Genomic DNA, 13,939 nt, shown 5'->3' with positions numbered 1-13,939 from the left:
TTACTCTTCAATTTTTTTAGTACTTTTCTTAACTTCTAATTCACTCCAAGTACGCTCTACTGTTATCTTATGAATTAACTCCACACTCTTTCTTATCTCTCTACTTATAGCAACCTTTTCTACTGAAGTTGGTGCTGACTCTCTTTTCTTCTTCAATTCTGATATGCTCTCTTTAATAATTTGAGTAACATCTCTTTCTTTCTCATCTTTATTCTTATCTTTTTCATATCCTTGACTAGCTAATTCCTTCTCATAATAATCCACACAATTAAGTGCATACTCTAACGCTTCTGTGTCTCCATTTTTTGTCTCATATGCATCTAATGTCTTGCTTGCTTTAATTAACTCTACTATTCTTTCTCTTAATTCTTTTTTATCCATTACACTTACTTCCTTTCTTTAACCATCTTTGTATAATATTTTTAAAGCCTTTCTTTTTTCTAAATACTTGGCCATTCTCTTTACTGTCTCTATCACTTATAAAGTCAATATTTTCATTTGGTATAAGTTCATCATCTACTTTAACTCTTATTCTCCAAAGCTTTTCACTATCTAAAAATTCATTAATAACAACTTTAGGTGGTGAAAATTCTAATTGATTTATCGCAAACTCATAAGCTTGTACTTTTTCTTTGAAATGCTCTCTAGTAGCTTTGTCTTTTGATACTTCTTGAAGGCATTTAAAACTTCTTTGCTCTTCCTTTAATATTTTTAATGCTTTTTCTCTAGTCATAAGTCCTCCTTTCTTATTAACTTATAATATTTACATTTCTTAGGCATAACACCTGCATAAAGTAACCTATAGTCCTTTATATTTATAAGTGCTATAAACTGGCCATCTTTTTCTAATGTCACATAGTTTCTTCTAGTACTCTTCTTTAAGCTATTTCCTTCAATGGTAATACCATTGCTATAAATACTTATATCCACTTATTCTCTTCCCCCTTTATATAAGTTTCATTATGTATATCTATTTAATTTAAGGCTATTCAGCCTGTCCATCTTTTGTTATAACTCATCTCTAGAATCTTCTTCTAATCTCTTTATATATTCACCTAACTCATCATGCGTTAATTTACTAGCAACTATATCAGCCATAACATCTGCAAACTTTTCCTATAACGTTTCCATATCACTTGGAAGTATTAATATCACTGTATATATAGCTCAATTCTCCTTTTAAATTAATATTTTATAAGTTTTTTACCACTTATTAGAAAACTATGTATAACAAAGCTATATTTCTTATACTAATTTATTCTTATGTTAAGTTTATTAATTTAAGGTTATTCAACTATACCTCTTAAACAACTGTTTTATTTTTAATCTTCCTAGCTTGGTCAGCAAATAACTTATTTACATATTTAATAGTTTCTATAGAAGGTTGTTCTTTTATTATTACTCTACTCCCCATAATCCAGCCATCAGTTACAAATGGTTTTCCATCCCTCCACTCTAACTTTGGCTTTGGAAGATTAGGATCATATTCTTTTTCTTTTTTCTTTTTTGACATATCTATCCCCGCTTTAGTTAATTACTTTTTACTTTTATGCTTTCACATTTTATTGCTATTCCGGTTGCATAGCCTAAAATGAAACTTAAATCTGCTTCATTCATCTTTTCACAGGCTCCTACTATTTCTTTTATTTTATTCATCTTTGTGTTACTCATAACATTTCTCCTCTCATAATTGTTTCTATAACCACATTTTATTACCTCTTTTTGTTTCTGTCAACACATTTTAGCATTTTTCTTCTTTTCTTTTTTATTTTTTTGTGTTTACTTCCACATTTTAATGTTGTATTATTATTATAGGAGGTGTTTTAATGCTTTTATCTGAAAGAATTAAAGAAATAAGAAAAGCTGAAAAACTTACACAAACTAAGTTTGGTGATAAACTTAGTGTTAGTAGAGATGTTATTAGTAGTTTTGAAAGCGGACGTGTAGAACCTAAGCCAATTTTCCTTAACTATTTATGCGAAATTTTCAATATAAATAAAGATTGGTTACTTACCGGAGAAGGTGAAATGTATAAGCAGCTATCTGCTGAGGAAGAATTCGCTTTTCTAATAGGCCATATAGCTGCAAGTGATAATCCAAAATTAAAGAACCTAATCAATATTCTCTCACAAATTGACAACGAACAAGATTTAGATTTGATTTTGAATCTTTGCAAAAGACTATCAGATAAAAAAGAGGTTTAATCCTCTTTTTTATTTATAATATTAAATGCATTGCAAAGTAATAAAGTAATATTAATATATATAAAATGAGGTGATTTAAATTAGAGTTGCAATTTATTGTAGGAAATCTGTTTTTGTTGAAGGCTCTGTTTCTATAGAAACTCAAATTAATCTATGTAAAGACTATATATTGAGAAAATATAATAACGCTAAGTTTGAAATTTTTGAAGATGAAGGCTTTAGTGGTGGAAATACTAATAGACCAGCTTTTCAAAAAATGCTTAAACTTATAGAGCTTAACCAATTAGATATTGTAATTTGTTATAAGATTGATAGAATAGCAAGAAATACTTTAGATTTTTTAAATACATTAGAAAAGTTTAAAGATAAAAATGTAGAACTTATTTCGGTAAGTGAAGGTTTTGATCCAAATACTCAAATGGGCAAAATGATGTTAACATTACTTGCTTCATTTGCTGAAATGGAAAGAAGTAATATTCAACAAAGAGTATCTGATAATATGCTTTCTATTGCTAAAAAGGGTCGTTGGACTGGTGGTAGTGCTCCTACCGGATTTATTAATGGGGAGAATGGTGGTCTTGAAATTTCTAATGCGGAATTAATTACTGATATTTTTAATATGAAATATCATAACTCCTTAAATTCAGAAATAATTACTTACGCTAAAGAAAAGCATAAGCATACTTTTAGTGGCACTACATTAGCTAGTGCATTCAGAAAACCTATTTATGTTAAAAGTTCCGAAAGTGTTAGCTTATATTTAAAACATAAAGGCTATACTGTAATAGGCGAAGAAAACTTAAAAACCTCTTACTTAACTTATAATGATAAAGATTCTAAATATGCTGTAGTTAGTAATATTCCAGGATTGATTGATCCTGAAATTTGGGTAGCTATTAACAAACAAATGGATGAGAATATTTCTCGTGAAGGTAATAGATTTAGTGAAAAGTATTGGTTAACCAAAACTCTACATTGTAAATGTTGCGGAAAGACTTATTGTGGTCATACTAAAAATACCAAAACTAAATATTATAAAAAAGATGGTACTGAAAAAATATACGAATCTACAACAGATTATTATATGTGTAGGGATATGCTAAAAGGGAAATTAAAAACTTGTACTAATACTAAAAGAGTCAAAAAAGATTATTTGGAAGTTAGAATTTCAGAATTAATCTACTCTCTAAAAGATATAAATAATTTTAATTCTGCATACAATGTACATTCTATTGATAATAAAAAACTAATTTCATCATTAGAAAAGAAAATTAAATCTATTGATAAAAATATTAATAATCTTACTGATAAACTTTCGCTACTTAGTAATGAAGCTTCTGTTATATTTATTAATAAAATAGAATCCCTAGTTAAAGAAAAATCTAACGTTAAGAGTGAAATTCTTTCATTGGAAATGCAAGAACTAGAAAGCATAAATAATAATCATGATTTTGTTTTCTATAACATTACTAAATTTAATGATGATATGACAGTAGAAGAAAAAAGAGCTGCTTGTATGAATATATTTAAAGAAGTAACTTATGATCCTTTAAAGGATACATTTGAATTCTCATTCAAATAACGGACTTTTGTTCGTTATTTTTTTGGTTTAAATTGAAAGTGTAGGACAGCCACCCCTAATATATCCTGTTAGTTTCAGAATATCATTTACATGTATCATATCTATTTTCTTTTCACCACATACTTTTGCTGCTTTCTTAAGATTTAATTCTTCATTTACTGGTATAACAAATACATAAATCGTTTTAGTATTGCCCTGTGTTACTAATGTTTTATACACTTCTTTAACATCTTGATTTGTCTTTTCAGCAACAGATACTCCATCGATTTTTCCATCAGATATATCGTATTCTATTACTTCATATTTAATCTTATTTTTATCTAAAATTCTCATAGCATTTGTTTTAGTCATATGTAACAACACCTCACCTTTAAATTATCTTCTATTTATTTTACTACAAAATTAGTATATAAGCTTCAAAAAAAGTTAAAACTAAATGTATTATTTTTATAGATAAGGAGCTAAAAATGAAATTAACAAATAATTTTAAGAAAAATGTTGAACTACTACAAAAAGAATTACAAGTAGGAAAAACATTTGATGTTCTTGAAAGAATAATCGATGTACATAACACAAAATTCTATTGTTATTATCTTGATGGCTTTGTAAAAGATACTAATATGGAATATGTAAGAAGAGATATGTACAATCTTAAAAAAGAAGACTTTAAAAGTATATCTTCTGCCCAAGAGCTTATAGAAAAAGCTTTAAGCTCTATAGAAGCTTCTACAGATACTGATATAGACAGCATCGTTAAAGCTGTTTTATCTGGTCAAACAGCTATGCTATGTGAAAGCTTTAATGAAGCTCTTATTCTTGATTATAGAACATATCCTTCTAGAGGTGTTGATGAGCCAGATAAAGAGAAGGTTTTACGTGGTTCTCATGATGGTTTTGTGGAAACTATAGTATTTAATACTGCCTTAATCAGAAGAAGGATTAGAGATCCTAAGTTTATATTTGAAATGCATACTATAGGTCAAATATCTCAAACGGATGTAGCAATCGGATATCTAGAAAGTAAAGTAGATAAAAAAACATTAAATAAGGTTAAAGAATTAATAGAAGGCTTAAAAATTAAAGCTTTAACTTTAGGAGATGAAAGTTTACTTGAGGTATTAATGCCTAAAAGTCGATTAAATCCATTTCCTAAAGCAAGATATACAGAAAGACCTGATGTAGTAGCTGCTGAAATTATCGAAGGTAAAATCGTTATATTAATCGATAATACACCTTCTGCGCTAATATTGCCTGGCAGTATTTTTGATTTTTTCCAATCTATCGATGATTATTATCTACCTGTAATTACAGGAAATTATCTAAAAATGTTAAGATATCTTGTACTTTTTGTAAATATATTCTTAACTCCAGTTTATGTGCTATTAACAGATAATTCTCAGTGGTTAGTTGGAAAATTAAGCTTTCTATTGCCGAAAGACCCTTATATAATACCAATATTCATACAATTTCTTATAGCATAAATTGCTATAGATGGATTGAAACTAGCATCACTTAATACTCCTAACTCTCTAGGTACTTCACTTTCAATTATAGGTGGATTAATTTTAGGTGATTATACAGTTCAAACTGGATGGTTTACCCCTCAAACTATCCTTTATATGTCAATAGTAGCGCTAACTAGTTTTGTTCAACCTAGCATTGAACTAGGATTTGCATTAAAATTTAATCGTATCCTCCTACTTATAACTACTGGATTGTTCGGTGCTTGGGGATTTATAGCAGGATTAGTATTTAATTTAATAATTCTATTTACAACTAAGACAGTAACTGGTGAAAAGTATTTATACCCACTTATACCTTTTAATTGGAAAGCTTTGAAAAAGGTACTTTTCAGAACTAGAAAACAAATTGAGAAAAGATAATAAAAGCTCTATTAAACCGCTTTACAATTTTATGGTTTAATAGAGCTTTTTTATTATTTATTTAATATTGTATATTTCATAATACTTATCCTTTAAATACTTAATGAAATATTGTGGGTTTAACTCATCTCCAGTTACTCTTTTAATTATCTCAGCTGGCGAATAAATACTTCCATATTTATGAATATTTTCTTTTAACCAAGAATGTAGATTATTAAGATTCCCCTCTGCAATGTCTTCCATTATTTTAGGTTCTTCTTTTAAAAGCGTATAATAAATTTGTGCTCCATAAAGATTACCTAATGCATAGCTAGGAAAGTATCCAAATAATGATGCAGACCAATGAACATCTTGTAAAACCCCAACAGAATCGCTTGTCGATTCAACACCTAAGTATTCTTTATACTTCTTGTTCCATTCACTTGGAAGTTGATCTAATGTTATTCTTCCATTTATCAAATCTTTTTCTAATTCATATCTAATAATTATATGAAGTGAATAAGTTAATTCATCAGCTTCTGTTCTAATAAATGAAGGCTCTACTTTATTCATTGCTTCATAAAACTCTTCTGCAGTAACGTCCTTAAATTCTTCAAAATATTTTCTAGATAAATTCAATAAATATGAAGTGAACTCTTTGCTTCTTCCTATTATATTCTCATAAAATCTTGATTGTGATTCATGAATAGCCATTGAAACCCCAGCGTTTAATCCTGTATTCTCTAAATCATCACTAATATTTTGTTCATAAATCCCATGTCCACCTTCGTGAATTGTACTAAATAATGCTGAAGCAAATCTATCCTTATGATAATTAGTAGTTAATCTTACATCCTTGTTTCCCATATTTGTTGTGAATGGATGGACACTTACATCTAATCTTCCTGCTTCTAAATCAAATCCCATTTTTTCAAGTACACACAATGATAACTCCTTTTGCTTATTTACATCGAAATTACCATTTAGTATATCTGTACTTATTTTCTTATCACTTTTCTTGATGTTTTCTAATATCTCTACTATTCCATCTCTTAACTCACTAAATATTTTATCTAACTTTTCAACTGTAAGTCCTTTTTCATATTTATCTAATAATGTATTATATTTATCACCTTCGTATCCCCAATACCCAATAAATTCTCTAGAAAAATCAATAACATTCTGAAGGTATGGTTTAAAGCTTTCATAATCATTTGCCTCTTTAGCCTTTTCCCATGCAATTTGAGCTCTACTTGTAGCTCCAACAGAAGCCACATATCTATCTTCAGGTATTTTCATAATTTCATTATAATTTCTTTCAAGCTCTTCAAGAATTCTTCTTTGAACTAAAGACATCTCATTTTTATATGGCGTTAACTCTTCTATAAATGTCTTAACCTTTGGTGATGTAGTCATATTAAATAACTGACCTGATAAATATTCTAATACCTTACTTCTTGATTCTCCTGCTTTTATAGGCATATTAGTTCTTGTATCCCAATCAACTAACACCATTGCATGTGTTAGATATTCAACTTCTCCAATATACTCCTTAACCTCTTCAAACTTCTTTTCTAAATTCATTTTCATCCTCCTATTTTTATTTATTGCATTTAGCAAGAATAAATTTTCTGTTAAATTTCCCCATTTTATTATAACCAAATTTTATATAAAAATAAAGGACTGTATCTAGTCCTTTTTATTTAAGCTAATTTATATTTAAAATTTAGTAATTCATTGGTTCACAATGCTCAAAGATTATCGTGTCGAACTTTTCACTACTTACTTCCAAAGCCTTTTCAGAATTAACAGTCCAAGCAATAGTTATAATTCCTAATTTTCTTAAAATTTTTAGAGAAAGATTATCTGAATCTATCCAATTATATGCTATAAAATGAGGTCTACTTTTACAATTTAATAATAAGTATTCTAGGACTATTTTAAGTGTTTTCGGAGATTTATTTTCTTTAGGAAACTTCATTGAAAGTTGTCCTCTTATTACTTCTGGCATATTCTTTTTTATTCTGCTCAGTATTAAAGGATCAAAAGATTCAATACAAAAATTACCTTTATATTTTTTAAGCTCGTTTTCCACAGCTTTACACAAACCATCTCTATCACTATTTGATTTTATTTCAATTATTAAAGGAACTTTTCCATCTACTAAACTAAGTACCTCACTAAAAGTAGGAATTTTATACTCTGTATCAGCTAATGTTAAGTTTTGTAGTTCCTCTAATGTGCAATCACTTATTTTTTTATTTAAACCTGTCATCCTTAATAAGTTATCATCATGAAATACTACTGTTTTCTTATCCTTAGTAAAAGCAACATCTAATTCAATACCATAATTGTTTTTAATGGCGTTATTAAAAGCTTCTAATGAATTTTCTGGTATTACTTGGTCGTTAGAATACAACCCTCTATGTGCAAATTTAGTACTTGTCAACCATTCTGTCTCCTCTACATCCTTCTTATCTCCATATATAAGAAAGATATATATTACAAGTAAAATAACTATATCTAATCCAACTGTTACTATTATTTTTCCAAAATTCTCATACATTCAATCATCACCCATCTATAAATTATATATCTTTTTCCATTTATTATCCAACTTATTTATTACTTATTAATAAATTTATATGAATAAATAAAGAGAACTATATCTACTAAATAAATTTAATTTATTAGTATCTATAGTTCCATGTATGATTATAAGAATTTTTTCCATTCTTCTTGATTATCTTTTTCAAAATCTAACAATTTATTTGCTAATTCTAAAACATCTTTATCTGCATCATCATATTGGTTAATTCTCTTAGTTGCATCAATTACTCCCATGGTGCTTCCTTGAATAAGCATTTCTGAAAGATGTGATGGACTTTTATCAGTTAAAGTTTTCATATTTATCATAATATATGTTGTGATTTTTTGAAACTTATTAATATCTTTTGGGTCATGTCCTCTATCTTTTATCATCTTCTCAGAATCTTTAAATATTTTATTATATTCATTGTATTGAGAGTACAAAATATTTTTAAATTCTTCATTTGTAGATTTCTCAGTAATATCAATAAGATGTTTTATTGTTTCAGTACCCATCTCAGAGTTTTGGTATATAAAATTTAAAATTTCTATGTTTCCATCCATTCAAAACACCTCCTAAAAAATATTATTTCCTCTATTATTTTTTTTATTTAATTATAAATAGTTTTTTATTATATTTAAATAACGCTACAATTTAACCTAAATATGTCCAAATATCGAGAATAAATCTTTATATTCCTATTTTTTAATATTTGATAAATTTTATACAATATTGTAAAATACTCTTTGCTATGATTTTAATAAATATATAATTTTAAAGGAGAAATCGATGAATACTTTTATATCAATTTTATTTACTATTCTTTTTATAGGTGTTCCAACATATTATTTTACTATTTTATTTTCATCATACTATAAACAAGTAAGAAAAAATAAGGACAAAATAAAAGTTGTATTAAATGTTAGCTCATATACAACTTATCTTGCTGCAATAGTATTAGTTATTGCTACAATAGCATTTGGTATATATTCCTTATTCAACAAAACTTTTGTATTATTACTAATACCAATGATTTTAATAGATATACTAGTTTATTTTTTAATAAAATTATCAAGTTCAAAGTTCTACATATTCGATAATTTTTTAATAATTAAAAATTTCTATGTTGAGTTTAGTGAAATAAAAAATGTTTTATTGAAGCCAGAAAATAAAGATAATTTGTATGAACTTTCAATTTCTACAAAGGATTTTCTTCACACAATAAAAATAAAAACAGAAGATCCTAAATCTCTAATAAAGGAATTCAAAACATCATTACCAAAAAATATTAAAATAAAAGAAGTGCCAGCTAAATAAGAGCTGCACTTCTTTTTCTATCTATTATAAACTTCTTGTTATGCTTTCTATTTCTAATAAACTATTATAAATTTCTTCACATCTGAATTGAGCGTATATAATTCTACCTATGTAATTTGAAAATTCTTCTTTATTTAACTTATCATATTCCAATCTTGCTTCTCTTAATGCTAATTCTATACCTTCATTAAAGTTACTACCACAATTGTTAAATCCCTCAATATCATCTTCAAAAATATAACTTATTTCACTTAAGCTATATTCTATAGGTTCCTTTATTCCATTTTCAAAAATTACTATATCATTTGATTCATTAACTAAAACATCACAAAGTGGGTTTTCTCCTAAAACACACGCTTCTTCTCTAAATTCCTTTATTAAATTTACCGCCTCATCAGCCAATTTTCTTAATACTTCAGCTCTTTCCATTTCCCCCATCACCTTTCGTACTGTTTTTACAATATAATTATATAATAAACAGCTTAAAACCTATGTCGAATTTTATCACAATCATTATAGTAATATATTCCAACTCTTGTATATTCAATACATATTTTTTGTTATATTATTAACTTATAATATGTATTTTTTTAATTTGTTTAGTCGCTATAATATTTATTACATCAAAGATTTATTTTCCAAATATACTACTATATTAAATATCCTATTTTATCATTATTCTTTTAAAGTAAATGGCTGTTACTGAATTAAACTTTCAAAATTACTTATAAAAAAATAAGCTCTTTATTCAGAGCTTTATTTTCTATATAAAAAGCATATATGCTTAAAGAAGTTGCACTTATATAACACTTCTAAAACCTTTTTACCTAAGAAGCAAATGAATCTTCAACAGACTTAATTAATTCCTTTATTCCATCATTATCAATAATACTATTAGTGTTACATATTAATACTATATCTCCAGTGCTTCTAGTAAATCCCCATGTTTCTGCACTACTTTTGTCTTCATTTCTAGATGTTTTTTTAATTATAATTTCAGGGCAACTCTTTATATCACCTAAATCAATTTCACCTTTTATTCCACTTTCTTTAAATAGCTCAATTTGTTTACGTATCTTTTTAGCCATATAATATATATTTAAATTTTTACTATTTATATTTATGATTAATATCTCTTTTAATGGATAGTCTTGATTTAGCAAATTTTTAACTAGTCTAACTAAAGCTTCTGAATCTTCCCCTTCCACTACTATCACTACTGATACAGAATACTGCAACAAATCATAATCTCTAGATTTATAAGAAAAAGAAATAACCTTCTTGATTACTATATATAATAATAGTATTACTAAATAAGAACTTAACGTAAAATAAGCTTTAGATCCAAAAGTACTACACATGTATAGAAGACCTAAAGCTATTATTATTAAACTCATCAAAATTCCTATATTTCTACTAAAGTTTGAATTACTCATTTTCTTATCCCCCACGTTTTAACAAAAGTTCTATTCCTTTTACTATATGATTCAATATTGAAAAAATTTAATGTTTTTCAATATATTTTTAACTTTTATTCATTTTCTCCGTTAGAGGTTGTTGTGGTAATATTAAGAATCCTTTCTGGAAGAACAAATATATAAGCTAAAAGAAATACAAAAAGATAAATTATAAAAATTAATACTGAAAAAATATAATACAACATATTCTTATTCGATAATCTTTGAATAATTTTAATAAGCTTTGCTTCAAGGTCAATTATAGTTTTTACTATATATTTACGTACCTTCATCCCTCTTAGCTTATTAGCTATCTTTGGACTATATCTGAAATAAAACTCTAATGAGGCTTTTCCAATCTTATTTTTTATAAGAACATTATCTCTATACCATCTAAGCAAGTCTAATTTAGGAGCAACAGTAGTTCCGTATGCTGCTGTTGATATAAAACACCATCCATCTTTTTTAGGCTTATTAGGATAAGTATTTTTAGATACATTATTTGATACTATCTCATTATCATCGATTTGTGTTATACGTTTGAAAGAAGATACACTTATAGTATCTTTAATTTCTGATATATATGTTAAATCATCATGTTCAACTCTTGAAAATATAACTGTTCTTCCAGGCTCCAATTTACTTACAAGATTTTTGTCTACAGCATTTTTATAGAATTTAAATTCTTTTCCATTACTATCTATTATTTTACCTGTAGCTAATTCTGTATTATACTCTTTAATCACTCCATTTTTATTGATGATTTCTTTTCCTTCACCTAAATCTATACTCTTTAAAATTTCCTCGATATAATCATAATCTACTAATCTAGTACTAACGTCATGATCACATAATCCAGATATTAATCTATGTAACACCTTTCCGTTACTTTGCTTTTTTATAATACTATCAGTTACTCCATTAGGATAAATAAAAGACCCATTCTTTAATGTACCTTCTTTAAAACTATCAGATTCAATTATTATTTGATGTAAAATAACACCTAGTGAAAATGCGCCTACTTCTTCTGATGATGCAAACTCTCCCCAATTATTATTTATATCATTAAGCTCTGGAGCTGAATAACCTAATAATGTACGTCCGAAATTAATATGATTTGAATCAAGGTGACCATTTTTCATTTTGCAAATCCTACCTAGCCCAACAAACCTAGGTACATAATCTTTTAATAGTAAAATATGCTCTGGGCTTAATGCTAAGTATGCATAATTTTTATCTTTTAATAACTTTAAAAAATAAAGTATTGAAAGCCCTAATCGAGCTATTTTAGAAGAATCTATTTTAGTTGTAGCTACTCCATTGTAATTTCTATATCTAAAGCTATGCTTATTAATTTCATCTGTTAAAGTTGAAGCTTGTTCAAAGTCTAATACAAGTATCGGCTCTTCATTTCTCATATTTTCACTCATATTTTTATCGTAAGTATTCTTAACATAAAACCAATCTAAAGGTTCTGGTAATAGAGGTGATGCTAAATCATTAAGTATATTTATTTGTTCAATTAATACACTTCTTCTTTTTCTAATACTTATTTCATCTTTTAAATCATTTGACCTATACTCAACAGTTTTAATTATTACTGGTTTGCATATATTGTCATCATATCCTAAAGAAAGGTTTGTTCTTTCATCTTTTCTATTGCATATAGAGTAAAACCATCTCCAATTGCCAGTACATATTTCTTCCATTTTACTTGGAGAAATCACTACCCATCTATTCTGTAAATTACAATTTGTTGAGTTTATAAAAATTTCTCCTTTGCTCCCAAATCTGTACCTCATTTTCCCCTCCCTTAAAACATGATTATTTTATCCTCTTATAGACATAAATGATTTATAAATATCATTTTTGACTTCTATCATATCATTATATCTTTCATTAGCATTATACTCTGTACACTTTTTAACTATATTGTATGTATACTCAGTACAGCTAAACTTTTTAAGATTATCTACAGGAATTCTTCCATATTCATCTTTAAGCGTTAACGATAAATTTTCACCGGTTAACATATGATACATAGTCGCCCCTAAAGAATAGATATCTACCCTTCTATCAAGTTTAGCAAGCTTAGATGGATTATTCATTTCTGGAGCTTTATATCCCCATGTACCAACTCCTGCTGATCCACATCCTTCAATATTACTCCTAGCATTACCTTGATTATCTTCAATAACCATGGTCATAGCGCCAAAATCTAAAAGTGTAAGGAATAAATCATCAGTAATAATTATATTTTCAGGTTTTAAATCTTGATAAATATAATACCTATTATAATTTTCTTTATCTTTTTTATGAAAACCACCTAATATTGTAGCTAGTTGGAGGGAGTATTGTAATACATCCCTCTCCCAGCTTTTATAAAACTTATAATTTCTAGAAAGCATAATATTCCTTATACCTGATTTTAAATACTCACCGAGATTAATACCATTTATCATCTGCATAATTATATAAGGTTCATTGTATGCAACGTAGTCAGTACAAACAAATACTTTTCCATCTGTAGATAAATGTGGACCATAAATGCTTGGGCAAAAATCCTCAACTATATCATTTACGTTTGGTATCCTGCCTTCTCCTAAGGTTTTAAAATCAATTAAGCAATTATATTCAAATCTAGTTACTTTTCTTATTTTCTCGATTCTATCAATTCTGCTTCTATCTTTTTCATATGAAAACAATCCATTTTCTTTATCATATCTTCTTGCTTTAACTAATACAGTTCTATCTCCAAGTCTTGTGTCTTTAGCTTTTAGAATTACTCCAAATCCTCCTGAGACAGATAAGATATCATATACTGTATATCTTCCGCCTATTTTAATAGGAGAAACCACCTCTTCACCGTTCTCATTTACAAAAATTTGAATGTTAGGTATCTTAGAGCTTTTTGTGGTCCACATCAT

At 27.1% G+C, this 13,939-nt stretch carries 15 protein-coding genes and 2 pseudogenes; 4 read left to right on the top strand and 13 right to left on the bottom strand.

Annotation, left to right across the window (positions count from 1 at the left end):
- From H8S10_RS05840 to H8S10_RS05820, 5 genes are all read right to left on the bottom strand, one after another.
- Window positions 1-381, bottom strand: coding sequence for a hypothetical protein (locus H8S10_RS05840; RefSeq protein WP_186838229.1), 381 nt, complete (start codon window positions 379-381; stop codon window positions 1-3).
- Window positions 374-733 carry a hypothetical protein gene (locus H8S10_RS05835; RefSeq protein WP_186838228.1) on the bottom strand — a complete coding sequence of 120 codons (360 nt, stop codon included), beginning with the start codon at window positions 731-733 and terminating at the stop codon, window positions 374-376. The genes H8S10_RS05840 and H8S10_RS05835 overlap by 8 nt, the downstream gene beginning before the upstream one ends.
- The gene (locus tag H8S10_RS05830; RefSeq protein WP_186838227.1) at window positions 730-930 is read right to left on the bottom strand and encodes a hypothetical protein; all 201 of its coding nucleotides are present in this window, start codon (window positions 928-930) and stop codon (window positions 730-732) included. The genes H8S10_RS05835 and H8S10_RS05830 overlap by 4 nt, the downstream gene beginning before the upstream one ends.
- Window positions 931-1,303: 373 nt before the next feature.
- Window positions 1,304-1,513, bottom strand: a complete 210-nt coding sequence (locus H8S10_RS05825; protein WP_186838226.1) for a hypothetical protein — start codon at window positions 1,511-1,513, stop codon at window positions 1,304-1,306.
- Window positions 1,514-1,530: 17 nt separating this feature from the next.
- A complete protein-coding gene (locus tag H8S10_RS05820) occupies window positions 1,531-1,671 on the bottom strand; it encodes a hypothetical protein (RefSeq protein ID WP_186838225.1) in 141 nt (46 codons plus the stop codon).
- Between the two features lie 155 nt (window positions 1,672-1,826).
- Here H8S10_RS05820 and H8S10_RS05815 point away from each other — a divergent pair, with 155 nt between their 5' ends.
- Both H8S10_RS05815 and H8S10_RS18065 read left to right on the top strand, forming a co-directional pair.
- Window positions 1,827-2,204 carry a helix-turn-helix transcriptional regulator gene (locus tag H8S10_RS05815; RefSeq protein WP_186838224.1) on the top strand — a complete coding sequence of 126 codons (378 nt, stop codon included), beginning with the start codon at window positions 1,827-1,829 and terminating at the stop codon, window positions 2,202-2,204.
- A 79-nt stretch (window positions 2,205-2,283) separates the two neighbouring features.
- The gene (locus H8S10_RS18065) at window positions 2,284-3,786 is read left to right on the top strand and encodes a recombinase family protein (protein WP_186838267.1); all 1,503 of its coding nucleotides are present in this window, start codon (window positions 2,284-2,286) and stop codon (window positions 3,784-3,786) included.
- A 30-nt stretch (window positions 3,787-3,816) separates the two neighbouring features.
- Here the strand turns inward: H8S10_RS18065 and H8S10_RS05805 are convergent.
- Window positions 3,817-4,137: pseudogene (locus H8S10_RS05805) on the bottom strand (aminoacyl-tRNA deacylase); the annotation flags it as partial.
- A gap of 116 nt (window positions 4,138-4,253) precedes the next feature.
- Between H8S10_RS05805 and H8S10_RS05800 the strand changes: the two are divergent.
- Window positions 4,254-5,669: pseudogene (locus tag H8S10_RS05800) on the top strand (spore germination protein).
- Window positions 5,670-5,726: 57 nt separating this feature from the next.
- Here the strand turns inward: H8S10_RS05800 and H8S10_RS05795 are convergent.
- The 3 genes from H8S10_RS05795 to H8S10_RS05785 all read right to left on the bottom strand — a co-directional run bounded on the left by H8S10_RS05795 (window position 5,727) and on the right by H8S10_RS05785 (window position 8,801).
- Window positions 5,727-7,232, bottom strand: coding sequence for a carboxypeptidase M32 (locus H8S10_RS05795; protein ID WP_186838222.1), 1,506 nt, complete (start codon window positions 7,230-7,232; stop codon window positions 5,727-5,729).
- Between the two features lie 142 nt (window positions 7,233-7,374).
- A complete protein-coding gene (locus tag H8S10_RS05790; RefSeq protein WP_186838221.1) occupies window positions 7,375-8,214 on the bottom strand; it encodes a glycerophosphodiester phosphodiesterase family protein in 840 nt (279 codons plus the stop codon).
- A 149-nt stretch (window positions 8,215-8,363) separates the two neighbouring features.
- On the bottom strand, window positions 8,364-8,801 hold the full coding sequence (locus H8S10_RS05785; protein ID WP_055262875.1) for a hypothetical protein: 438 nt from the start codon (window positions 8,799-8,801) through the stop codon (window positions 8,364-8,366).
- 226 nt (window positions 8,802-9,027) lie between these two features.
- On the opposite strand from H8S10_RS05785, the gene H8S10_RS05780 reads away from it, so the two are divergent.
- A complete protein-coding gene (locus H8S10_RS05780; protein WP_186838220.1) occupies window positions 9,028-9,555 on the top strand; it encodes a hypothetical protein in 528 nt (175 codons plus the stop codon).
- Between the two features lie 24 nt (window positions 9,556-9,579).
- On the opposite strand, the gene H8S10_RS05775 is transcribed toward H8S10_RS05780, so the two are convergent.
- From H8S10_RS05775 to H8S10_RS05760, 4 genes are all read right to left on the bottom strand, one after another.
- Window positions 9,580-9,984, bottom strand: a complete 405-nt coding sequence (locus H8S10_RS05775; protein ID WP_055262871.1) for a hypothetical protein — start codon at window positions 9,982-9,984, stop codon at window positions 9,580-9,582.
- Between the two features lie 398 nt (window positions 9,985-10,382).
- On the bottom strand, window positions 10,383-10,991 hold the full coding sequence (locus tag H8S10_RS05770; RefSeq protein ID WP_186838219.1) for a glycosyltransferase family 2 protein: 609 nt from the start codon (window positions 10,989-10,991) through the stop codon (window positions 10,383-10,385).
- A 95-nt stretch (window positions 10,992-11,086) separates the two neighbouring features.
- The gene (locus tag H8S10_RS05765) at window positions 11,087-12,814 is read right to left on the bottom strand and encodes a CFI-box-CTERM domain-containing protein (RefSeq protein ID WP_186838218.1); all 1,728 of its coding nucleotides are present in this window, start codon (window positions 12,812-12,814) and stop codon (window positions 11,087-11,089) included.
- Between the two features lie 27 nt (window positions 12,815-12,841).
- Complete coding sequence (locus H8S10_RS05760; protein ID WP_186838217.1) at window positions 12,842-13,939, bottom strand: protein kinase; 1,098 nt, start codon at window positions 13,937-13,939, stop codon at window positions 12,842-12,844.

This window comes from Clostridium sp. NSJ-49, assembly GCF_014287725.1.
Taxonomy (GTDB): domain Bacteria; phylum Bacillota; class Clostridia; order Clostridiales; family Clostridiaceae; genus Clostridium; species Clostridium disporicum_B.
The sequence above is the reverse complement of the archived record's forward strand: the minus strand, read 5'-3'. Positions and strand labels throughout refer to the sequence as shown.